This window comes from Sphingomonas sp. C3-2, from assembly GCF_033025475.1.
Lineage (GTDB): Bacteria > Pseudomonadota > Alphaproteobacteria > Sphingomonadales > Sphingomonadaceae > Sphingobium_A.
The window spans coordinates 462,370-483,836 of the sequence record NZ_CP130322.1 but is presented as its reverse complement, the minus strand read 5'-3'; the positions used below and the strand labels follow the sequence as shown (position 1 = coordinate 483,836).

Below are 21,467 nucleotides of genomic sequence, written 5' to 3'. Positions count from 1 at the left end.
CGGCAGATACTGCTTAAATACTTTCGAATGGGCGTCGGCAGCGATAAGTCTGCCGGCGCCCATTTTCGTTTTGCGGGCATGCGCATGGAAGGTCAGGATATTGAGGATCAGGGATATATGGTTGCTCGCGGGGGCGGCGTTCATTTCGGCACAGGCTGCGCCGGCCATGGCTGAGACGGTTGCCCCCATGCCGCTGACGCTGGAGCGTGTCTTTGCCAGCCCCGATCTCAGCGGCCAGCGTCCGCGCATGCTCAAATTGTCGCCCGACGGCTCGCTCGTCACCCTGCTTCGCAACCGCCCGCAGGACCGCGATCGTTACGATCTCTGGGCCATCGATACGCGCACCGGCCGCGCGTCGATGCTTGTCGATTCCGAGAAGTTCGGTTCGGGCGGCCAGATTTCCGAAGAGGAAAAGATGCAGCGCGAACGCGCGCGCATCGGCGGCACGCGCGGTATCGTCGCCTATGACTGGGCGCCCGATGGCAAGAGTCTGCTCGTGCCCCTTGACGGCGATCTCTTCCTCGCCACGCGCGACGGCAAGGTGCGGCGCCTTACCGAAACCGCCGCAGGCGAACTCAACGCCACGATCAGCCCGCGCGGTGGCTTTGTCTCCTTCGTGCGCGATCAAAATCTGTTCGCGCTCGATCTGAGAAGCGGCACCGAACGCCAGCTCACCAGCGACGGTGCGGGCACCGTCACCTGGGGCGTTTCCGAATTCGTCGCGCAGGAGGAAATGGATCGGTCGCGCGGCAGCTGGTGGTCGCCCGATGACAGCCATATCGCCGTCGCACGCGTCGACGAGGCCGACGTAATGGTCGTCAGCCGCGCCGCCATCGGCGCCGACGGCACCAAGATCTACGATCAGCGCTATCCGCGCGCGGGCACGCCCAATGCGCGCGTCGATCTCTATGTGATGCGTGCCGATGGTTCGCAGCCGGTGAAGGTCGATCTGGGGACAGACCCCGATTATTATCTCGCGCGGGCCGACTGGCTGCCCGATGGCAGCGCGCTCATCGTGCAGCGCGAAAACCGCGCGCAGACGGTGCTCGATGTACTGAGCGTCGATCCCGCCACGGGCAAGGCGACCCCGTTGTTCGCTGAAACCGCCAAGAGCTGGATCAATCTCCACAGCAATCTGCGCGCGCTCAAGGATGGCAGCCTGATCTGGACATCTGAACGCAGCGGCTATGCGCATATCTACCGCCTCAAGGACGGCAACTGGACCCAGCTCACCAGCGGCGACTGGGCGGTCAAGCAGGTCGTCGGCGTCGATCAGGCCAAGGGCCGCGTCTATTTCCTCGGCAATCGCGAAACCCCGGTCGAACAGCATCTCTACGCCGTCGATATCGCGCGCCCCGGCCATGTCACGCGGCTGACCGAGGCGGGAAGCTGGAACAGCGCGGTCATGGACGGCGGTGCCACCCGGGCGATCATCACCCATGCGACGCCCGGCCAGCCCGAACAGGTCTATCTGGCCGACAATATGGGCAAGCGGCTGAACTGGATCGAGCGCAACGAACTCTCCGCCGGTCATCCCTATGCGCCCTATCTCGCCAGCCATGAGCCTACGCGTTTCGGCACGATGCAGGCGGCCGACGGCAGCACGCTGCACTACAAACTGCTCACACCGCGGATCGAGCCGGGCAAGCGCTATCCCGTCTTTGTACAGGTTTATGGCGGCCCCGGCGGCGGGCGGCAGGTCACCGCGAACTGGGGCGGGGGGCTGCACCAATATCTGGTCGACAAGGGCTGGATCGTCTTTTCGGTCGACGGGCGCGGCACGCCCGATCGCGGCAAGGCGTTCGAAGATCAGATCCACAAGGCGATGGGCACCGTCGAGGTTGCCGATCAGCTTGCGGGTGTGAACTGGCTCAAGGCGCAGGACTTTGTCGATCCATCCAAGATCGCGGTTTATGGCTGGTCCTATGGCGGCTTCATGACGCTGCGGTTGCTGCAGGCGGCACCGGGCGTGTTTGCCGCCGGTATCTCGGGCGCGCCGGTGACGAAATGGGAATTGTACGACACCCATTATACCGAGCGGTATCTGGGCAGTCCGACGACCGATCCTGCGTCTTATGAACAGGCCGGCGCCATCGCCAATGCCACGAAGATTGCCGATCCGCTGCTGCTGATCCACGGCATGGCGGACGACAATGTGGTCTTCGAGAATTCGACCGCGCTCATGGCCCGGCTCCAGTCGGCGGGCCATTCCTTCGAAACGATGGTCTATCCCGGGCAAACCCACCGCGTGGCGGGGGAGGGCGTGAGCGTCCATCTGTGGAAGACGATCGAGAATTTTCTCGACCGTTCCGTGCTCCGGAAATGAGCAAGAATATGGCTGCCCCGAGATGGGAAGGGGCAGCCATATCTACCCGGCCTCTGCGCTGATAATGGTTTCAGCGATGGGGCTGGGATGGAATGCCCGTACGATCGATCGTGCGGGTATAGAGGTGCCAGGTCGCATAGCCGAGGATCGGCAGCACCGCAGCCAGCCCAATGAACAGCGGAATGGCGCCAAGGACGAGCAATGCCGCCACCATCAGACCCCAGCGCATCATCACGCCGAAATTCTGCTTCACCGCGCGGATCGATGTCCGCATTGCGATACCGGCATCGACATCCTTGTCCACCAGCAGCGGCAGCGCGATTACGCTGACCGCCATCGCGACGAGCGCGAAGCCAAGGCCGATCAGATTGCCGATGATCATCATCGCCCAGCCCTTGGGCGTGGTGAAGAGTTGCGTCACGAAGGTGCCGATCGAACTCGACGTTTCCCGGCCGAAAAACACCTCATAAACTGCGGTCGCGGTAAACACCCAGGCGATGAAGATACCGATCAGCACCGCGGCCACGCCCAATATGCCGTCCAGCGCGTCGCTCTTGCGCACGTCGAAGAAATGCCGCCAACGCGATTCCAGCCCGGCCTCGCGCCGCCGCGCCAGTTCGTAAAATCCGGTGCAGGTGAGGGGCCCCAACAGCGATAGCCCGGCGGCGATCGGAAACAGGATGTAGAGCATGTGGCTGCCCAGCGCGCCAAAGGCAGCGACGAAGCCGACCAGCGGATAGATCAGCCCTGCAAAGAACAGGTCGCCACGCTTGGCCAGAAAGTCCTGATAGCCTTCACGAAGCGATGCCTTCAGGTCGTCCGCCGTAATCGTGCGGATGGGGATGTCGGGGATATCCAGTGTCGGCTGTCTTAGCGCGTTGGTTGCCACCATGATCCATCTCCTTGGCTGTACTCGTGAAATTTTCTCCGGGCATGAGTCCTTGTTCGGTAACATAGCACAGCTTTTGGCGGGCGGTGATGTTCTTTCGTTGCGCGCGCGCCGGGTGGGGCTGGACAAATGCTGCAGCCGCGCTATTGCCGCCCACTTCACCGAGTTGGAGTGTTTAATAATGGGCTACCGGGTAGTGGTTGCCGGTGCGACCGGCAATGTCGGACGTGAAATGCTGAACATTCTGGCGGAACGTCAATTTCCGCTGGACGATATCGCCGTCGTGGCTTCCGCGCGTAGCCAGGGTGACGAGATTGACTTCGGCGAGACCGGACGAAAACTCAAGGTCCAGAATATCGAACATTTCGACCCGACGGGTTGGGACATGGCGCTTTTCGCCATCGGTTCGGACGCAACCAAGGTCTTCGCACCCAAGTTCGCAGCCGCCGGCTGCACGGTGATCGACAATTCGTCGCTCTACCGCATGGATCCCGACGTGCCGCTGATCGTGCCCGAAGTGAACCCCGACGCGATCGACGGCTATACCAAGAAGAACATCATCGCGAACCCCAACTGCTCGACCGCGCAGATGGTCGTCGCGCTGAAGCCGCTGCACGATGCCGCGACGATCAAGCGCGTCGTTGTCGCCACCTATCAGTCGGTTTCCGGCGCGGGCAAGGCGGGGATGGACGAACTGTTCGAACAGAGCCGCAACATCTTTGTTGGCGACACGGTCGAGCCGCAAAAGTTCACCAAGCAGATCGCGTTCAACGTGATCCCGCACATCGACAGCTTCCTTGAAGATGGTTCGACCAAGGAAGAATGGAAGATGGTCGCTGAAACCAAGAAGATCCTCGATCCGAAGGTGAAGGTCACGGCCACCTGCGTGCGCGTGCCGGTTTTCGTGGGGCACTCGGAAGCGATCAATATCGAGTTCGAGAACGAGCTTTCGGCCGAAAAGGCGCAGGAAATCCTGCGTGAAGCTCCGGGCGTTATGCTCGTCGACAAGCGCGAAAACGGTGGCTACGTCACCCCGATCGAATGCGTCGGTGATTACGCGACCTTCATCAGCCGTGTGCGTGATGACTCGACCGTGGACAACGGCCTGTCGCTGTGGTGCGTGTCGGATAACCTGCGCAAGGGCGCCGCGCTCAATGCGGTCCAGATCGCTGAACTGCTCGGCCGTCGCCATCTGAAAAAAGCTGCCTGATCGCAGCCTGTTTCGGCAGGACAGGAAAAGGGCCCCGGAAGCAATTCCGGGGCCCTTTTCCTTTTGCATCCATGTCCTCGAACCGCCGAGTTATTCGGCGACGATCTTTTCCAGCTTCGCCCCGCGCGGAGGCCCCTGCAGCAGGAGCACGAGCGGCAGCGCCAGAAGCGTGATGATCGACATCAGGTAGAAATCGTCCAGATAGGCGATCATCATCGCCTGTCGCGTCACCTCGGCATTGGCCATCGACAACACGGTATCGCCCGTTGATCCCAGCGCCTGCGCCAGTGTCGGGTCCATCCCGTCGATGCTGAACGAGGTGATGTGCGCGGCGAGGTCCGAATGGCTGATCTGCGTGTTGCGCGACAACAGCGCCGTCACCATCGAAATCCCTGCCGACGAACCAAGGCTGCGGATCAGGTTGAGCGAGCTTGCGCCGTCGGTGCGCCATTGCGGGGGCAAGGTGATGAACGCCATGGCGTTGAGCGGCATGAACGCGAACCCCATGCCAAGGCCTTGCACGAACCCGCTGATCGCCACCGTCTGCCAGCCGATGTCGAGCGACCAGTGCGCCATGTGCCACAGCGACCAGGAACTGATCAGCAGCCCGGATGCGATGAGATAGCGCGGGTCGACCCCGCGTCCCATCAGCTGGCCGCCGATGAACATCGTGATGAACACCCCCACGCCGCGCGGCGCGAGCAGCATCCCGGTATCGATAACGGGATAGCCGTAAAGTTGCTGCAGCATCGGCGGCAGCAGCGCCATCGGCGCCATGGAAGTGATCCCGATCACCACCATGAACATCAGCCCGGTCGCCAGATTGCGGTTCTTGAACATCTGGCGCTCGAACAGCGGTTTCTTGGCGGTCAGCAGATGGACGAGGAACATCCAGAAAGCGCCAAATGCGACGGCGGCCTCGATGATGATTTCCCAGCTCGCGAACCAGTCCTCATGCGGGCCACGGTCGAGCATCAGCTGGAAACTGGCGAGCGCAACCGAGAGCATGGCAAAACCGGTGACGTCGAATGAACGCTTGGTTTGGCCACGTGAGGGGAGGAGCGCCCAGAGCAGCGCCAGCGTCAGGATACCGATGGGCAGGTTGACGTAGAACACCCAGCGCCAATTGTAATTTTCGGTAAGCCAGCCGCCCAGAACCGGGCCCATGATCGGGCCGATCATCACGCCCATGCCCCACATCGACATCGCCTTGGCATGGCGCTCGGGCGGGTTGATGTCGAGCATCACCGTCTGCGACAGCGGGCCGATAAAGGCGCCGGCCACCCCCTGGAAGATGCGAAAGGCGACCATCGTTTCCAGATTGGTCGCCGCGCCGCAGAGCATCGAGGCAAAGATGAAGGTGCCGACCGCAAACAGGAACAGGTTGCGTGATCCGAACCGGTCGGCAAGCCAGCCCGTCACCGGCGTCGCGATCGCGGCGGCGACGATATAGCTGGTCAGCACCCAGCTGACGCTGTCCATCGTCGCGCCCAGGCTGGTCTGCATGTGCGGCAGCGCCACATTTGCGATGGTGGTGTCGAGGATCTGCATCACCATCGCGCCCATCACGCCGACCGTCAGCCAGCCATGATGTTTGACGGGCATGGCGGCGGTGCCGCCGCCCGTCGCGATGTCAGCGGTTGCCACGGTTTTTCGTGTCGACGGTCACTTCGGCAGAAAGCCCGGCGATCATCTGGCGGCTGGGCTTGTCGTCGATCGCCACGCGTACTGGCACGCGCTGGGTTACCTTCACCCAGTTGCCATTGGCGTTCTGGGCAGGGAGCACCGAAAATTCCGATCCGGTGCCGGCGCCGATGCTTTCGACATGCCCCTTCAGCTTCAGCTCGGGATAGGCGTCGAAGGTCACGGTCGCGGGCTGGCCGACGGCCATGTTCTTCAGATCGGTTTCCTTGAAATTGGCTTCCACCCACGCCTTGTCGCTTACCACCACGCTCAGCGCGGGCAGGCTTGCCATCATCATCTGCCCCACCTGCAGGCGGGTAGACTGGCTTACCGTGCCATCGCTCGGCGCGCGGACCTCGGTACGCGACAGATCGAGCAACGCCTTGTCGCGGCGCACCTGCGCGGCGGCAATCTCAGGGTTCTGGCCCGGAACGGCCGAACCGGTTGAAATCTTGGCGCGGGCCTCGTCGGCGGCGGCCTGTGCGTTGCGCAGGCTTTCGCGCGCCTGGATCAGCGCGTGTTCGGTCGCGTCGAGCCGGGCCTTGGTCGTGAAGCCGCGGCGCATCAGTTCGGCCTGACGGTCATATTCCTGCTGTGCGAAGCGCATCGTGTCGCGGCTGGCCGCGATGTCGACCGCGGTGCCACGATAGTTGGATTCCATCGTTGCCAGCGACACCTGCGCCGATGCGATCGCGGCGTTGGCGTCGGCCAGCGCGATCCGGTAGGGTGCCGGATCGATCCGGAACAGAAGGTCGCCCTTCTTCACGCGCTGGTTCTCGCCCACTTTCACTTCGACGATCAGCCCGTTGATCTCGGATGCCACCGAAACCTTGTCCTGCTGAACATAGGCGTTGTCTGTCGAGATGAACCGGCCGCTCGTCAGCCAGAAATAGCCCATCGTTCCCGCAATCAGCAGCGGAACCGAAAACATGGCGGCAAGCCGCATCGGCCGCTTGCGCTTGGTGGCGGGGGCTTCGGGCGCGCTCGTCATCGGTTCGGCCTTGTCGAAACGGATGGCTTCACCGGAATCAGCCATTGGATGCTCCATCGGAAACGGCGGGCTTGCGCGAAAGGTTGAGCCGGATCCGCTCCAGCGCCGCCGCAAGTTGTTGGCGTTCAGCCTCGTTCAGTCCCTCGAGCGCCTCGCTCAGCGTTTCATAAGCGGGTTCGCGCAGCTGCGCCACAAGCGTGCGTGCCTTTTCCGTCAGGAACAATTGCCAGGCGCGCCGGTCGCTGGGGGAGGGGCGCCGCTCGACGAGCGCCGATTCCTGCAAACGATCCACCATGCGGCAAAGGCTGATCGGCTCAACTTCGATCAGATCGGCGAGACGGCTCTGGTAAATGCCTTCGTGATGGATAAGCGCGGTCAGCACGCGCCACTGCGGGCCGGTGACACCGATGGAACGGGCGCGTTCGTCGAAATTTCGGCGAACCAGACGGGCGGCATCGGCCAGCAAAAAGCCGAGAGACTGTGTTGTTGAGTCCATATAGTAAACACGCTTATTATATGTGCGCTGTTTTGTCCATCGCTAAACCGCCGGCCATGCCATGCAATTGGTCGATTGCAGAGCCGCGCCATGGGGCGCATAGCGGGCTATCTTGCGTGTCCCGCAACGGCCGGGGCCGCCTTGCAGGGAATGTTAAAAACATGCGTATCCAACCGATCGAGGCACGGGGCTGATGGTGACGACATTCGACGTTTCAGTCCACCACTTCCAGGCCGATGACGGCACCATGCTCGCCTGGCATGAAATGGGCGAGGGGCGCCCGCTCGTCCTGATCCATGGCTATTTCTCCAACGCGAACACCAACTGGATTCGCTACGGCCATGCCGCGCTGCTCGCCGATGCTGGCTACCGGGTGATCATGCCCGATCTGCGCGCGCACGGCGAAAGCGGCAAGCCGCATGAGGCAGAGGCCTATCCGCCCGATGTGCTGGCGGCCGATGGTTTTGCGCTGCTGCGCCATCTCGGGCTCACGGATTATGATCTGGCCGGCTATTCGCTGGGTGGCCGCACGGTCACGCGGATGCTCGTCCAGGGGGCAAAGCCTCGCCGCGCGGTGCTGTGCGGCATGGGCTATGACGGGATCATCGATACGGCGGGGCGGGGCACCTATTTCCGCAATGTCCTCACCAATCTCGGCAGCTTCGATCGCGGGACGAGCGAATGGATGACCGAGGCGTTCCTCAAGACAACCAAGGGCGATCCGCAGGCGCTGCTCCTCATCCTCGAAACCTTTGTCGATACTGCGCCCGAACAGCTCGCCGCGATCGATCTGCCCGTGCTCGTCGTGACGGGTGAGGATGACGACGACAATGGCTCGGGCGAGGCGCTGGCGCAGGCCATTCCGGGCGCGCGTTTCCTCGCCATTCCGGGCAACCACATGAGCGCGGTTACCAAGTCCGAACTGGGACAGGCGATCCGCGATTTTCTAGCGGCTTGATTCTACAGGGGGCGCGGTTCAGTCTGCGCCCCAACAAGCAAACAGACTTTGGGGATACCCACATATGAAATCGGCTCTTTCCGCGCTTGCGCTGGGCACCTTGCTCGCCAGCGCCGCACCGCTTTATGCCCAGAAGGCGGATACCCGCCCTGCCAAGGCGCTCACCGCCGCTGACGCGGATGCATTTATCGCCGCGGCTGAAAAGGAACTGTTCGACTATGCGGTCGATGCGTCGCGCGTAGCCTGGGTCAACGCCACCTATATCACTGACGATACCGATGCGCTTGCCGCCAAGAGCGGCGCGGAAGGTACCGAGAAGTCGGTGCGCCTCGCGCTTGAGGCCGCCAAGTTCCAGAAGGTGCCGGGGCTGTCCGCCGATACGGTGCGCAAGCTCGATATCCTGCGCGGCGGCATCGTGCTGCCTGCGCCGACGACGGCGGGCGCCGCGACCGAACTCAACGAAATCGCGACGCGCCTCAACTCGGCCTATGGCAAGGGCCGCGGCACGCTCGACGGCAAGCCGATCGGCGGCTCGGACATCGAGGCCGAAATGGGCACCAGCCGCAATCCCGCCCAGCTCAAGGAAATGTGGGCCAGCTGGCACGACAATGTCGGCGCGCCGATGCGGCAGGACTATACCCGCATGGTCGAGATCGCGAACAAGGGCGCGCAGGAGCTTGGCTATAAGGATGTCGGCGCGATGTGGCGCTCGGGCTATGACATGCCCGCAGACGATTTCGCCAAGCTGACCGACAAGCTCTGGGCGCAGGTGAAGCCGCTCTATGACGAACTGCATTGCTACACCCGCACCAAGCTGAACGAGAAATATGGCGATGCCGTCCAGCCCAAATCGGGGGCGATCCGCGCCGATCTGCTCGGCAATATGTGGGCGCAGGAATGGGGCAACATCTATGATGTCGTCGCGCCCAAGGGGGCAGGCGATGTCGGCTTCGATATCGGTGAACTGCTCAAGCGTCGCGGTGACGATCCGGTGAAGATGGTGAAGATCGGGGAGGGCTTCTACAGCTCGCTCGGTTTCACGCCGCTGCCCGAAACCTTCTGGAAACGCTCGCAGATCGTCAAGCCGGCTGACCGTGAAGTGGTCTGCCACGCCTCGGCATGGGATATCGACAACAAGGACGATATCCGCATCAAGATGTGCACCAAGGTGAATTCGGACGATTTCGTCACGATCCACCACGAACTTGGCCACAATTATTACCAGCGTGCCTATAACAAGCAGCCCTTCCTCTACCTCAACGGCGCGAATGACGGCTTCCACGAGGCGATCGGCGATTTCGTCGCGCTGTCGATCACGCCCGATTATCTGGTCCAGATCGGCCTGCTCAAGCAGAACGAGGTTCCGTCCGAAGACAAGGATCTCGGCCTGCTGCTGCGTCAGGCGATGGACAAGGTTGCCTTCCTGCCCTTCGGCCTGCTCGTCGACAAATGGCGCTGGGGCGTATTCAGCGGCCAGATTCCGGCCAATCACTACAACAAGGCATGGACCGATCTGCGCCTGCAATATCAGGGCATCGTCCCGCCGGTTGATCGCAGCGAGGCGAATTTCGACGCGGGCGGGAAATATCACATCCCGGGCAACACGCCGTACACGCGCTATTTCCTTGCGCGCATCCTTCAGTTCCAGTTCTACAAGGCGGCTTGCGAGCAGTCGGGCTGGAAGGGGCCGCTCCATCGCTGCTCCTTCTACGGCAACAAAGAGGTTGGTGCGAAGCTCAACGCGATGCTCGAAATGGGCGCGTCCAAGCCCTGGCCCGACGCGCTTGAAGCCTTCACCGGCACAAGGGAAATCGATGGTTCGGCAATGATTTCTTACTTCCAGCCGCTCATGACATGGTTAAAGGATCAGAATAAGGGCAAACAATGCGGTTGGTGATCTAGGTCGGGGGCACATGGGGGGTGACGTAACGAAACGGCCGATATTGGCCGATCGCGATGGGCTGGCATCGTCATGATGCTCAGCGCCGTCGCGGTCACCTTCACCGTGCTCACCTTCACCAGTGCGATCCTGTGCATCGCAATGCTGCTGGCATGGATGCATTTCGGCCGCCGTCCCTATGCGCTCAGTTGGGCGCTGGCTTATGGGTGCGGCATGCTGCAATGGGCGATCAACGCCACCGGCAACATGGTGTTCAAGGGGCATCCGGTTCCGCTGGTGGTTGCCAGCATGCTCGCGATTACGTCCAGTTCGCTGGTGCTGATCGGCTGTCGCCAGCGCGCCGGGCTTCCCGAGCATTATGGGCGCCTGATCGCGAGCGCGGGTTTCACCGGTGCGCTCATCACGAGCGCCTATACGCTGTTTCCGCATTACGGCCTGCGCGTGGGGGTGACGAACCTCTATATCGCCATCATGTTCCTGATCGCGATCAAATCGCTTTATCCGGCAAATCGGCGCCCCAGCCCCCCCGAAATCGGGCTGCTCGTGATGCTGACGGTCTTTGCCCTGTTCCAGATTTTGCTGACCACCCTGTCGCTCAGCTCGGGCCCATCGGGTGCCAATGGCGTCGCCGCCACGGTCCGCACGGTCATGATCATCGGTGTCCCCCCCATCGTTATCGGCACAGGTATCGCCGCGCTCTTCCTGCTTGCCGGCGATCTCGCCGAAAGCGTGCGTCATCTTGCCACGCGCGATTCGCTCACCGGCGTGCTCAACCGGCGCGGGCTCGAGCAGGCGGCAACCTCCGCACTCGCCTCCGCGCGTCGTCGCGGGCGTCCGCTTGCGCTCGTGATCGGGGACATTGATCGGTTCAAGTCGATCAACGATCGCTTCGGCCATCTTGCCGGCGATCAAGCGCTCGCGGCCTTCGCCGCGCATGTGCAGGGCGTCGTGCGCGAAGAGGATATGTTCGCGCGTCTCGGTGGAGACGAATTCTGCATCATCCTGGTCGACGCCACGGAAAAGCAGGCAATGGCGACTGTGGAGCGCATTCGCGCGACGCTGGTGGGGCTCGAACTGCCGGAATATCCGGGGCTGACGCTGTCCGCCAGTTTCGGCGTCACCGGCTTTCAGCCCGGCGATACGTGCTTCAGCGACATGCTTCGCCGCGCCGATCTTGCGCTTTACGATTCCAAGATCGGCGGGCGTAACCGTACCACCGTGGCGCAACCGCTGGTGCTGGCGGTCGCGCCTACGGGGACGGGGGGTTAACGGAAGGGCGGTTCGTTGAACGCGCGGAGCTTGCGGCTATGCAGCTTGGCGCCTTCGCGGCGCAGCTCGTTGCACGCCTCGATGCCGATCCGCATATGCTCGCTGATCGCGCGTTCATAGAAGCGGTTGGCCTGTCCGGGCAGTTTCAGTTCGCCGTGCAGCGGCTTGTCCGAAACGCACAGCAACGTCCCGTAGGGGACACGGAAGCGATAACCCTGTCCCGCGATCGTCGCCGATTCCATGTCGATCCCCACCGCGCGCGATTGTGAAAAGCGCAGCGCCGACCGCGAATAGCGCAGTTCCCAGTTGCGGTCGTCGGTGGTGACGATCGTGCCCGTGCGCAGCCGGTATTTCAGCGTTTCCTCATCCTCGCCCGAAACCGTCTGTGCGGCGCGGGCCAGTGCCTGCTGCACCTCGGCGATCGGCGGAATGGGGATTTCAGGCGGCAGCGCGTCGTCCAGAACATGGTCGTCGCGCAGATAGGCGTGCGCCAGCACATAATCACCGATCCGCTGGCTCGGGCGCAGCCCGCCGCAATGGCCGATCATCAGCCAGGCCTCGGGGCGGACGACCGCCAGGTGATCGGTGATCGTCTTGGCGTTTGACGGGCCGACGCCGATATTGACGACGCTGATGCCCATCCGGTTCGGCGCGATCAGGTGATAGGCGGGCATCTGGTGCCGGCGCCATGCGCTGTCGGCGATCACGCGTTCGGGGTCCACGGTCTCCGACGTTACATAAACGCCGCCAGCCCCCGAAAGCGCGGTATAGCCATTGTCGCCGCCCAGCTGGCTGCACGCCCAGCTCACAAATTCATCGACATAGCGGTGATAGTTGGTGAACAGGATGAAGCGCTGGACATGCTCGGGCGGGGTGCCGGTATAATGGCGCAGCCGCGCCAGCGAAAAATCGGTGCGCAGCCCGTCAAACAGTGCCAGCGGACGCGGCTCGTCGGGCGTGTCGACGAACAGCCCGTCGGCGATCTCGTCGCCAATATCGGCCAGTTCGGTCGCCGGGAACCAGCGCGCAAGCTCGACGATGTTGACCTTGTCGAGGTCAAGATCGTGCCCCGCCTCGATCACATAGGGAAAGGGAATTTCCTGCGTGCCAGGAACCGCCTTCACATCGACATCGTGCGCGTCGATCAGCATCTGCAGCTGTTCGGTCAGATAGTCGGCGAACATCGCCGGGCGTGTCACGCTGATCGCATATTCGCCGGGCGTCACCAGCCGGCCATAGGATCGGAGCGGCATCGGCGCATCGCCGGGGCCTCGGTGGGTGAGGCGGATTTCAGGATAGGCGAAGGCCCCGTGCTGGCGCAGGCCGGGATGGGGGCGTTCGCCGTGGTTGATAAAGGCGCTGAGAGCGGTACGGAGCCGCTCGACCGAGCTGCGGTAGAGCGCATCCAGCTCGTTTACGATCGATTCTGCTTTGGTCATCCAAAGGGACTATCCGAGCGTCGATGACGCTTTCAAGTCCCCCGGATGCTTTCTCTCCAAGCGCGGCGTGAAGGTCACATCACGCTGCTGTGTGCGGAGGGGATGCTCTCCTCAAGATCGTCGCCGCTAACGTCGTCCATGAACGGCGTCCGCGCGATATCGTCGCTCTCGGCATGGCTGTAATGCCGCGCCAGTCGGGTGGCGCCATAAGCTGTCGCCGCCAGCGTAGCCACAACGCCGGCGCCAATCGCCGCCGCTGCCCAGGGGTGCTCCTGCGCCGCCGTCACCGTGCTGTCGAAATAGGACCGGCCCTTGTCGCGCATCTGCTCCATAGAGGTTGGTGCGGGGGATGCGTGCGTGTCGAAATGGACGATGTGGCCGGGCGTGGACGTAACCATGATATGCTCTCCCGTTGCTGGTGTCATAGTCACCAAATCAACGGGGGGGCATGTATTCCGTTCCGCGCGACGCGACGGGCGGTGCCCGGCCTGCGTCGCGCGAAGCGGCGAAAATCAGAGCTGGGTCAGCATATGTTCGGCCGAGCTCACCTTATATTCGCCCGGGGCCTCGACGTTCAACTGCTCGACAACGCCGTCATTGACGAGGATCGAAAAACGCTGACCGCGCGTACCCATGCCGAATTTCGAACCGTCGAGCACGAGGTCGATCGCCTTCACGAAATCGCCATTGCCGTCCGCCAGCATGGTCACCTTGCCATCGGCGCCAGCGGCCTTGCTCCACGCGCCCATCACGAACGCATCGTTCACGGCGGTGCAGGCTATCTCGTCGACGCCCTTGGCCTTCAGTTCGGCTTCCTTTTCGATATAGCTGGGCAGGTGCTTGGCGGAGCAGGTCGGCGTGAACGCGCCGGGAACCGAGAACAGCGCAACCTTGCGGCCCTTGAAGAAATCGGCGGTCGAAACGCTTTCCGGGCCCTGTTCGCCGGGCTTGGTGAAGGTCGCTTCGGGAAGGGCGTCGCCCTGCTTGATCGTCATTCGGATTCTCCTTGGCTGAAGTGCGCCCACCGACATGGCCGGCCTGTGCTCGTATAATCTGCGCCATATAATGGGTCGATCCGGTTGCCGCCAGCGGCATGGCTTGGAAAACTGCGGTTTTATCCGTGGGCTGACCGGCTTATATTCATTGCATGAATCTTCCTGCTTTCCTCACCGGCCAGATGCTTCTGGCGCTTCCGGGTATCGGCGACAGCCGTTTCGAACATGCCGTTATTGCGATGTGCGCGCATGACGAAGCGGGGGCGCTCGGCATTGGCATCGGCCATGTCGCAGAGGGGATCGGCTTTCATGAATTGCTGCGTCAGTTCGATATCGATCCCGGCGTCGCGCCCGATTGCCCGATCCTGATGGGCGGCCCGGTCGAACCGCAGCGTGGTTTTGTGCTGCACAGCCCCGATTGGGGCGGGCAGGACAGTCTGCACGTGGGGGATCGCTGGGTCTTGTCGGGCACCATCGATGTGCTGCGCGCGATCGCCGCGGGCTCGGGGCCGGGGCAATGGATTGCCGCGCTGGGCTATGCCGGCTGGGGGCCGGGGCAGCTTGAAACCGAAATGACCCGCCATGGCTGGTTCGTCACGCCGGTCAGCGATCAGCTGTTGTTCGATGTCGCGCCGCGCCAGCGCTGGGAACGCGCCTTTGCCGAAGCCGGTATCGACAGCAGCCTGCTCGCGCCGGTCAGCGGCCAGGCCTGAAGGGGCATGTCGAATATGGTGCGCATCGTCCGGGCGCAGCCCGCCGACCTTCCCGACGTGGCGTCGTTGTTCGACGCCTATCGCTGCTTTTATGGTCAGCCGTCCGACAGGGATGGTGCCAAGGCCTTTCTGGCCGAGCGTATGGCACGTCAGCAATCGGTGATCCTGCTCGCGCGGGGTGGCGATCAGGCGCTTGGGTTCACCCAGCTTTATCCCAGTTTCTCGTCGGTCTCGATGGCGCCGATCGTCATCCTCAACGATCTTTTCGTCGTGCCCGAGGGGCGGGGGCAGGGGATCGCTACCGCTCTGCTCGATGCGGCCTGCTGCCATGCGCGCGCCGCCGGCGCGATCAGGCTCTCACTCTCCACGGCGGTCGACAATCATGCCGCGCAGGCGCTGTACGAAGGCGCCGGCTGGAAGCGCGATACGGCGTTTACGGAGTACAGCTTCAGCCTCTGAACGGCCCCTCCGTAAAAACCATATAAAGAGATCTTTATATTTGCCATCACGGTGGCGCGCCGCTATTTCGCAACCCAATTGGCCCGCTTGCGCGCGGCCTGAACCGGACAGCCATCAGGAGACATATTGTGGCCACCGCACCTGTCGTAGACACCAATGATTATGTCATCAGCGACATCGGCCTTGCCGCCTTCGGCCGCAAGGAAATCGACATCGCCGAAACCGAAATGCCCGGCCTGATGGCGCTGCGCAGCGAATATGGTGCCGCACAGCCGCTCAAGGGCGCGCGCATCACCGGTTCGCTGCACATGACCATTCAGACTGCAGTTCTCATCGAAACGCTCACCGCGCTTGGTGCAGATGTGCGCTGGGCAACCTGCAACATCTATTCGACGCAGGATCACGCAGCCGCCGCCATCGCGGCATCGGGCGTTCCGGTGTTCGCGGTGAAGGGCGAAAGCCTTGCGGAATATTGGGATTATGTCGGCCGCATCTTCGATTGGGGTGACAAAACCTGCAACATGATCCTCGACGATGGCGGCGATGCCACCATGTTCGCGCTCTGGGGCGCGCGCATCGAGGCAGGCGAAGCGCTGCCCGAGCCGGAAAATGAGGAAGAAGTCGAATTCCAGCGCGCGCTCAAGGCGTTCGTCGCGGCAAAGCCCGGCTACCTCACCGAGACCGTGAAAACCATCAAGGGCGTTTCGGAAGAAACCACCACCGGTGTGCACCGTCTCTATGCGCTTGCCAAGAAGGGCCAGCTTCCCTTCCCGGCGATCAACGTCAATGACTCGGTCACCAAGTCGAAGTTCGACAACCTCTATGGCTGCAAGGAATCGCTCGTCGACGCGATCCGCCGCGCAACCGACGTCATGCTCGCCGGCAAGGTCGCCTGCGTCGCTGGCTTCGGCGATGTGGGCAAGGGCTCGGCCGCGTCGCTCCGCAATGGCGGCGCACGCGTGCTCGTCACCGAAATCGATCCCATTTGCGCGCTTCAGGCCGCGATGGAAGGCTATGAAGTCGTGACGATGGAAGACGCCGTGACGCGCGCCGACATCTTCGTCACCGCCACCGGCAATGCTGACGTCATCACCGCCGATCACATGAAGGCGATGAAGAACATGGCGATCGTGTGCAACATCGGCCACTTCGACAGCGAGATCCAGATCGCCGCGCTCTCGAACTACAAGTGGACCGAGATCAAGCCGCAGGTCGACGAAGTCGAATTCTCCGACGGCAAGAAGATCATCGTCCTCTCGAAGGGCCGCCTCGTGAACCTTGGCAACGCTACCGGTCATCCCAGCTTCGTGATGTCGTCGTCGTTCACCAACCAGACGATCGCGCAGATCGAACTCTGGGCGAACTCGGGGAACTACCAGAACGAAGTCTATGTTCTGCCCAAGCATCTCGACGAAAAGGTCGCGATGCTCCACCTCGAAAAGCTGGGCGTGAAGCTCACCAAGCTCAATCAGAAGCAGGCCGATTATATCGGCGTTCCGGTGGAAGGGCCGTTCAAGCCCGATCACTACCGCTACTGATCAGCATGCAAAGGGCCTCCCATCGCGGAGGCCCTTTCTTCATGGGGCCGTCGCAGGCCCCCAGCCACGTCGTTCAGCGCGTCAGGCTCAGCGATCGCTGGCGTATCCAGCGCGACGCCAGATATTTGGTCCCGCGCTGCACGGGCAGTCCGGCATGGCGTGTCATCGGATCGGGCGTGCCGTCGGGCAGCGCGTTGCGAAACAAGATGGCATCGCCGCGCTGGCCACGAATGCGCAGCCCCGCCTCGACGAAATTCGTCTGCCCGCCCTCATAATCGGTGTTGAGATAGATGAGGAAGGTGAACAACCGCTGGTTGCCGGTTCCGGGCAGCGCATCGAGATGCGATCGATATTGCTGGCCTGGCGCATAGCGCAGGATCTGGAGCGGTTCGCCTTGCTCCACATCGGTTGCGCTGGCGGCGGCAATGCGGCGGTTGATCGCATGGATTGCCGGATTTTCATTGGCGAGCGGAAAAGCCGCGCTGTCGGATGTGCGGATCGGATTGCGCATCGCCCGCCCCGATCCCGGATCGACGATATCGGCCGGGCGAAATAGCGGGTCTGCCGTGTCGATCAGATAATCGCATTCGGCGCGGCTCAGAAAACCCTTGAACAGGCTGATTTCCGGGTTTTGCGAATATGCGTGGGGAGCACTGATCGGGGCAGGGCCTCCGTCTGCATCCAGCACCATTTGCCCGATCAGCGCCAATTGGCGGGCGGCGGCGCTGTCTTGGCGGGCATCAACACGCAACTGGCCGATCGCCTGCGCCCATTGCCGGGCGCCACCCGTGCCATTGGCCAGGAACGCGGTGTGCACCGTGCGGCCCAGCGGATGGCCATATTGCCCCGCCTTGCCGAACCAGTTGCGCGCCGCCGTCAGGTCGCGGTGCACATGGGTGCCCGCCAGGCACCATAATCCGATGGTGAAACAGGCATCTGGGTCCCCCGCCAGGGCGCCGCGTTCAAGCAGCTTCAGGGCATCGCGTACCATGCCATGGGCCGCCAGCGCGCTGGCGCGTTCTCCCATGGAAAGCGGTGCGTTCATCGGCCGGTCATCTCCCGGGGAGCGCGGTCACAACCAATCCCCTTTTGCGGCAGTGGCTCCGTGAATTTCCTGCCAGAAACGAGCGCGTGCAATGGCAATGGAGCACGGCCTGTTTTTTACCAAAGCTGTGTTGCGGAGCTGTCACAGCAGGGCATTTTGACATTCGTGCAAACAAGGCTTGCGTCGCCTGCTTTTCCTTGTGAGTTTGCCGGTTTGACGGGGGCTTTACGCCATATGCGTGCAAAGTCCCCCGAACCGGTTGGGGGAAGTAAATGCGTTTTCAACTGACGACCGTGCTGGCGCTTGCGCTGGCGGCCCCGGCTGTGGCCGCCGATGGCATGGGGGGCGCTGCCGACAAATGGAATGTCGACTCGCCTCAGGGCGCGACCATCCGTCAGGTTCCGATCGACGTGACCGAAGGCACATGGATGAATGTCGATGTCAGCCCCGATGGCCGGACAATCGCCTTCGATCTGCTGGGTGATATCTACACCATGGATATTGCGGGCGGCACGCCCCGGCGCATTGCCGAGGGGCTCTCGCTTGACATGCAACCGCGTTTCTCGCCCGATGGTGGGCGGATCGCCTTCACCTCCGATCGCGGCGGCGGCGAGAATATCTGGGTGATGGACCGTGATGGCTCCGACAAGCGGCAGGTGACCAAGGAGGATTTCCGTCTCCTTACCCAGCCGAGCTGGAGCCCCGATGGCCGCTTCATCGTCGCGCGCAAGCATTTCACCACCGGCCGTTCGCTCGGCACGGGTGAGGTCTGGGTCTATCACGTCTCGGGCGGTGGCGGCGTGCCGCTGGTCAAGAAACCCAATGAACAACATCAAAAGGAACTGGGCGAACCGGTCTATGCGCCCGGTGGCAAGCATGTCTATTTCGCGCGCAACACCACGCCCGGCCCGATCTTCGAATATGCGCAGGATTCGAACAACCAGCTGTTCGCGATCGAGCGCTATGATCTTGAAACGGGGGAGGTGGAGACGATCGTGTCCGGCCCCGGCGGCGCGGTGCGACCTCAGCCATCGCCCGACGGCAAATGGCTCGCCTTTGTCCGCCGCGAACAGACCCGCTCGAAACTTTACGTCAAGAATTTGCAGACCGGCGAGGAACGCCGGATCCATGACACGCTCGATCAGGACGTACAGGAAACCTGGGCGGTCCACGGCGTCTATCCGAACATGGGCTGGACCCCGGATTCGCGCACGCTCGTCTTCTGGGCAGGCGGCAAGATCAACCGGATCGATCTGGCGAGCGGCGCGGTGCGCGACATTCCCTTCCATGTGAAGGACAGCCGCGGCGCGGTGGAGGCACCGCGCCCACCGGTCACCATCTGGTCGGAAAACGTCACTACTTCGATGCCGCGCTATGCCTCGGTGTCACCCGATGGCCGGCAGGTCGCGTTCGAAACATTGGGTCGGATCTGGATCAAGGATCTGTCGGGCGGCGCTGCCCGTCGCCTCACGCGCTCCGATGCCGAGCGAGAGGCCTATCCCGCATGGTCGCGCGATGGAAAGCAGATCGTCTATGTCGGCTGGACCGACAAGGGGCGGGGGACGATCCGGACGATCACGCCCTCGGGCGGTTCGGCCCGCGCGGTCACCAACGTGTCGGGGCACTATGCGCGCCCGCGCTTCTCGCCCGATGGCCGCACCATCGTGTTCGAAGCGCGCGAGGGCGGCTATCTCGTCGCGCCCAACGCGCCGGGCGGGCAGGGCATCTTTCGCGTGGCGGCCTCGGGCGGCGCGCCGGTGCGCGTCGCGCGCAGTGGTAGCGATCCGCAGTTTGGCGCATCGAACGACCGGCTGTTCATGGTCGATTCCGCTGATGGCAAGAAGCGACTGGTCAGCACCGATTTGAACGGCGAGGCACGGCGCGTCCATGCGTCGGGCGAACTCGTCACCGCCTATGACGTGGCGCCCAGCGGCGAATATTTCGCCTTCCGCGAGAATTACGAAGCCTATCTGATGCCGCTGCTCCCCGGCACGCAGGAACTGGGCACGGGGGCAAAGGCCAGCGCGATGCCGGTCGCCCGCGTCAGCCGTGACGGTGCCGATTATCTCAGCTGGAGCGGCAACGGCACGCGGCTGCACTACAGCCTCGGCCCCACTCTCTATAGCGTCGCCACCGATGCCGTTTTCGCATCGGCGCCGCCCGCCGCAGACGGTAAACCGGCCAAGTTCGATCCGCCGCGCGCAGGCGTTTCGCTGGCGATGACAGTTCCGGCGGATCGACCCACGGGCATCGTCGCGCTCACCGGCGCGCGCGTCGTCACCATGGGGGATGAGAAGGGCGGCGTCATCGACAATGGCACCATCGTCATCGACCGCGAACGCATCGTCGCGGTCGGCCCGCAGGGTAGCGTCGCAATCCCGGCAGGCGCGAAGACGCTCGACGTCACCGGCAAGACGATCATGCCCGGGCTGGTCGATGCGCACGCGCACGGGGCTTACGGCGTCGACGATTTCACGCCCGAGCAGAACTGGTCCGCGATGGTCAATCTCGCGCTCGGCATCACGACGACGCACGATCCGTCGAGCAGCGCGGCAACCGTCTTTCCTTTCTCCGAAATGCAGCGCGCCGGGCTCGTCACCGGGCCGCGCACCTTTTCGACCGGGGAGGTGATCTACGGCGCCAAGGCGCCCGGCGTCTATGCGCAGATCGATAGTCTGGACGATGCCCGGGCGCATCTGCGCCGCCTCAAGGCGCAGGGCGCGCACAGCGTGAAGAACTATAACCAGCCCCGCCGCGAACAGCGCCAGCAGATCGTGGCCGCCGCGCGCGAGGAGGGGATGCGCGTCGTGGCCGAGGGCGGGTCGCTCTTCGCGATGGATGTCGGCCATATCGCCGATGGCAACACCACGCTTGAGCATAATTTCCCGCAGGCCGTCCTCTACAAGGACGTCATCGATTATTTCGCCGGGTCGACGACGGGCTACACGCCGACCTTGGTCGTCACCTATGGCGGCCCGGCGGGCGATCCCTATTGGCGGCAGGCGACCGATGTCTGGACGCATCCGCTGCTCCAGAAGCATGAACCGGCAACCATCCTGCAAGCGGCCAATGTCCGCCGCGTCAAGGCGCCCGAGAGCGATTATGTCGATGACGATAATGCGCGCGAGGCAAAGAAGCTGGCCGAACGCGGCGTACCCGTCGCCATCGGTGGCCATGGGCAGGAACCCGGCATCGCCGCGCATTGGGAACTCTGGTCCTTTGTGCGCGGCGGGATGAGCCCGGTTCAGGCACTGCGCGCGGGCACGATCGAGGCGGCGCGCTCGCTTGGTTATGATAGCCAGATCGGATCGCTTGAACCCGGCAAGCTCGCCGATCTGGTTATTCTCGATGCCGATCCGACGCAGGATATCCGCAATTCGGACAAGGTCTCGAAGGTCATGCTTGGCGGGCGTCTTTACGACGCGGCGACATTGAACGAGGAAGTGACCGGCACCCGCCGCCGCAAGCCCTATTATTGGGAATAGGAAGGCCGGGGGCGGGGTGGGCCGACAGGCTTGCTCCGCCCCGGCGTTCGTCTAAGGACTTGGAACATGCA

At 63.0% G+C, this 21,467-nt stretch carries 17 protein-coding genes; 9 read left to right on the top strand and 8 right to left on the bottom strand.

What is annotated here, in order from left to right:
* The first annotated feature begins 166 nt into the window (after positions 1 to 166).
* A complete protein-coding gene (locus tag QYC26_RS02195; protein ID WP_317513769.1) occupies positions 167 to 2,326 on the top strand; it encodes a S9 family peptidase in 2,160 nt (719 codons plus the stop codon).
* Positions 2,327 to 2,396: 70 nt separating this feature from the next.
* On the opposite strand, the gene QYC26_RS02190 is transcribed toward QYC26_RS02195, so the two are convergent.
* Entirely contained in the window at positions 2,397 to 3,218 is an 822-nt protein-coding gene (locus QYC26_RS02190; RefSeq protein ID WP_317513768.1) for a DUF2189 domain-containing protein, read from the bottom strand.
* A 178-nt stretch (positions 3,219 to 3,396) separates the two neighbouring features.
* Here QYC26_RS02190 and QYC26_RS02185 point away from each other — a divergent pair, with 178 nt between their 5' ends.
* Positions 3,397 to 4,425, top strand: a complete 1,029-nt coding sequence (locus QYC26_RS02185; protein WP_317513767.1) for an aspartate-semialdehyde dehydrogenase — start codon at positions 3,397 to 3,399, stop codon at positions 4,423 to 4,425.
* 90 nt (positions 4,426 to 4,515) lie between these two features.
* Here QYC26_RS02185 and QYC26_RS02180 read toward each other — a convergent pair whose 3' ends face one another.
* Genes QYC26_RS02180 through QYC26_RS02170 form a run of 3 tightly spaced genes read right to left on the bottom strand, consistent with a single transcriptional unit; the run spans position 4,516 to position 7,595 of the window.
* Positions 4,516 to 6,072 carry a DHA2 family efflux MFS transporter permease subunit gene (locus tag QYC26_RS02180; protein ID WP_317513766.1) on the bottom strand — a complete coding sequence of 519 codons (1,557 nt, stop codon included), beginning with the start codon at positions 6,070 to 6,072 and terminating at the stop codon, positions 4,516 to 4,518.
* On the bottom strand, positions 6,059 to 7,144 hold the full coding sequence (locus QYC26_RS02175; protein ID WP_317513765.1) for an HlyD family secretion protein: 1,086 nt from the start codon (positions 7,142 to 7,144) through the stop codon (positions 6,059 to 6,061). The genes QYC26_RS02180 and QYC26_RS02175 overlap by 14 nt, the downstream gene beginning before the upstream one ends.
* Complete coding sequence (locus QYC26_RS02170; protein ID WP_317513764.1) at positions 7,137 to 7,595, bottom strand: MarR family transcriptional regulator; 459 nt, start codon at positions 7,593 to 7,595, stop codon at positions 7,137 to 7,139. Before QYC26_RS02170 ends, QYC26_RS02175 begins: the two co-directional genes overlap by 8 nt.
* Before the next feature lie 193 nt (positions 7,596 to 7,788).
* Between QYC26_RS02170 and QYC26_RS02165 the strand changes: the two genes are divergently transcribed.
* The 3 genes from QYC26_RS02165 (at position 7,789) to QYC26_RS02155 (ending at position 11,722) form a co-directional block, all read left to right on the top strand.
* The gene (locus QYC26_RS02165; protein WP_411197618.1) at positions 7,789 to 8,553 is read left to right on the top strand and encodes an alpha/beta fold hydrolase; all 765 of its coding nucleotides are present in this window, start codon (positions 7,789 to 7,791) and stop codon (positions 8,551 to 8,553) included.
* Positions 8,554 to 8,617: 64 nt separating this feature from the next.
* The gene (locus tag QYC26_RS02160) at positions 8,618 to 10,450 is read left to right on the top strand and encodes a M2 family metallopeptidase (protein WP_317513763.1); all 1,833 of its coding nucleotides are present in this window, start codon (positions 8,618 to 8,620) and stop codon (positions 10,448 to 10,450) included.
* A gap of 75 nt (positions 10,451 to 10,525) precedes the next feature.
* Complete coding sequence (locus QYC26_RS02155) at positions 10,526 to 11,722, top strand: GGDEF domain-containing protein (protein WP_317513762.1); 1,197 nt, start codon at positions 10,526 to 10,528, stop codon at positions 11,720 to 11,722.
* Here QYC26_RS02155 and QYC26_RS02150 read toward each other — a convergent pair.
* The 3 genes from QYC26_RS02150 to QYC26_RS02140 all read right to left on the bottom strand — a co-directional run bounded on the left by QYC26_RS02150 (position 11,719) and on the right by QYC26_RS02140 (position 14,156).
* Positions 11,719 to 13,161 carry an AMP nucleosidase gene (locus QYC26_RS02150; protein WP_317513761.1) on the bottom strand — a complete coding sequence of 481 codons (1,443 nt, stop codon included), beginning with the start codon at positions 13,159 to 13,161 and terminating at the stop codon, positions 11,719 to 11,721. The genes QYC26_RS02155 and QYC26_RS02150 overlap by 4 nt on opposite strands.
* Positions 13,162 to 13,235: 74 nt before the next feature.
* A complete protein-coding gene (locus QYC26_RS02145; RefSeq protein ID WP_317513760.1) occupies positions 13,236 to 13,559 on the bottom strand; it encodes a hypothetical protein in 324 nt (107 codons plus the stop codon).
* Between the two features lie 114 nt (positions 13,560 to 13,673).
* The gene (locus QYC26_RS02140) at positions 13,674 to 14,156 is read right to left on the bottom strand and encodes a peroxiredoxin (protein ID WP_317513759.1); all 483 of its coding nucleotides are present in this window, start codon (positions 14,154 to 14,156) and stop codon (positions 13,674 to 13,676) included.
* Between the two features lie 152 nt (positions 14,157 to 14,308).
* Between QYC26_RS02140 and QYC26_RS02135 the strand changes: the two genes are divergently transcribed.
* The 3 genes from QYC26_RS02135 to ahcY all read left to right on the top strand — a co-directional run bounded on the left by QYC26_RS02135 (position 14,309) and on the right by ahcY (position 16,866).
* Positions 14,309 to 14,869 carry a YqgE/AlgH family protein gene (locus tag QYC26_RS02135; protein ID WP_317513758.1) on the top strand — a complete coding sequence of 187 codons (561 nt, stop codon included), beginning with the start codon at positions 14,309 to 14,311 and terminating at the stop codon, positions 14,867 to 14,869.
* 15 nt (positions 14,870 to 14,884) lie between these two features.
* Entirely contained in the window at positions 14,885 to 15,328 is a 444-nt protein-coding gene (locus QYC26_RS02130) for a GNAT family N-acetyltransferase (RefSeq protein ID WP_317513757.1), read from the top strand.
* 128 nt (positions 15,329 to 15,456) lie between these two features.
* Positions 15,457 to 16,866, top strand: a complete 1,410-nt coding sequence (ahcY, locus tag QYC26_RS02125) for an adenosylhomocysteinase (protein WP_317513756.1) — start codon at positions 15,457 to 15,459, stop codon at positions 16,864 to 16,866.
* A 73-nt stretch (positions 16,867 to 16,939) separates the two neighbouring features.
* Here the strand turns inward: ahcY and QYC26_RS02120 are convergent, their stop codons facing one another.
* Positions 16,940 to 17,911 (bottom strand): 2OG-Fe(II) oxygenase, encoded by a 972-nt coding sequence (locus QYC26_RS02120; protein WP_317513755.1) that lies wholly within the window; start codon positions 17,909 to 17,911, stop codon positions 16,940 to 16,942.
* 272 nt (positions 17,912 to 18,183) lie between these two features.
* Here QYC26_RS02120 and QYC26_RS02115 point away from each other — a divergent pair, with 272 nt between their 5' ends.
* Positions 18,184 to 21,396 (top strand): amidohydrolase family protein, encoded by a 3,213-nt coding sequence (locus QYC26_RS02115; protein ID WP_317513754.1) that lies wholly within the window; start codon positions 18,184 to 18,186, stop codon positions 21,394 to 21,396.
* The last annotated feature ends 71 nt before the right edge of the window (positions 21,397 to 21,467 follow it).

Excerpts from the sequence above, each read along its gene's own strand:
- QYC26_RS02130 (WP_317513757.1), top strand. The coding sequence starts at position 14,885 with ATGGTGCGCATCGTCCGGGCGCAGCCCGCCGACCTTCCCGACGTGGCG.
- QYC26_RS02170 (WP_317513764.1), bottom strand. The coding sequence starts at position 7,595 with ATGGACTCAACAACACAGTCTCTCGGCTTTTTGCTGGCCGATGCCGCC.
- QYC26_RS02190 (WP_317513768.1), bottom strand. The coding sequence starts at position 3,218 with ATGGTGGCAACCAACGCGCTAAGACAGCCGACACTGGATATCCCCGAC.
- QYC26_RS02140 (WP_317513759.1), bottom strand. The coding sequence starts at position 14,156 with ATGACGATCAAGCAGGGCGACGCCCTTCCCGAAGCGACCTTCACCAAG.
- QYC26_RS02165 (WP_411197618.1), top strand. The coding sequence starts at position 7,789 with ATGGTGACGACATTCGACGTTTCAGTCCACCACTTCCAGGCCGATGAC.
- QYC26_RS02145 (WP_317513760.1), bottom strand. The coding sequence starts at position 13,559 with ATGGTTACGTCCACGCCCGGCCACATCGTCCATTTCGACACGCACGCA.
- QYC26_RS02175 (WP_317513765.1), bottom strand. The coding sequence starts at position 7,144 with ATGGCTGATTCCGGTGAAGCCATCCGTTTCGACAAGGCCGAACCGATG.
- QYC26_RS02195 (WP_317513769.1), top strand. The coding sequence starts at position 167 with ATGGCTGAGACGGTTGCCCCCATGCCGCTGACGCTGGAGCGTGTCTTT.
- QYC26_RS02150 (WP_317513761.1), bottom strand. The coding sequence starts at position 13,161 with ATGACCAAAGCAGAATCGATCGTAAACGAGCTGGATGCGCTCTACCGC.
- QYC26_RS02115 (WP_317513754.1), top strand. The coding sequence starts at position 18,184 with ATGCGTTTTCAACTGACGACCGTGCTGGCGCTTGCGCTGGCGGCCCCG.
- QYC26_RS02185 (WP_317513767.1), top strand. The coding sequence starts at position 3,397 with ATGGGCTACCGGGTAGTGGTTGCCGGTGCGACCGGCAATGTCGGACGT.
- QYC26_RS02120 (WP_317513755.1), bottom strand. The coding sequence starts at position 17,911 with ATGAACGCACCGCTTTCCATGGGAGAACGCGCCAGCGCGCTGGCGGCC.
- QYC26_RS02135 (WP_317513758.1), top strand. The coding sequence starts at position 14,309 with ATGAATCTTCCTGCTTTCCTCACCGGCCAGATGCTTCTGGCGCTTCCG.
- QYC26_RS02155 (WP_317513762.1), top strand. The coding sequence starts at position 10,526 with ATGATGCTCAGCGCCGTCGCGGTCACCTTCACCGTGCTCACCTTCACC.
- QYC26_RS02160 (WP_317513763.1), top strand. The coding sequence starts at position 8,618 with ATGAAATCGGCTCTTTCCGCGCTTGCGCTGGGCACCTTGCTCGCCAGC.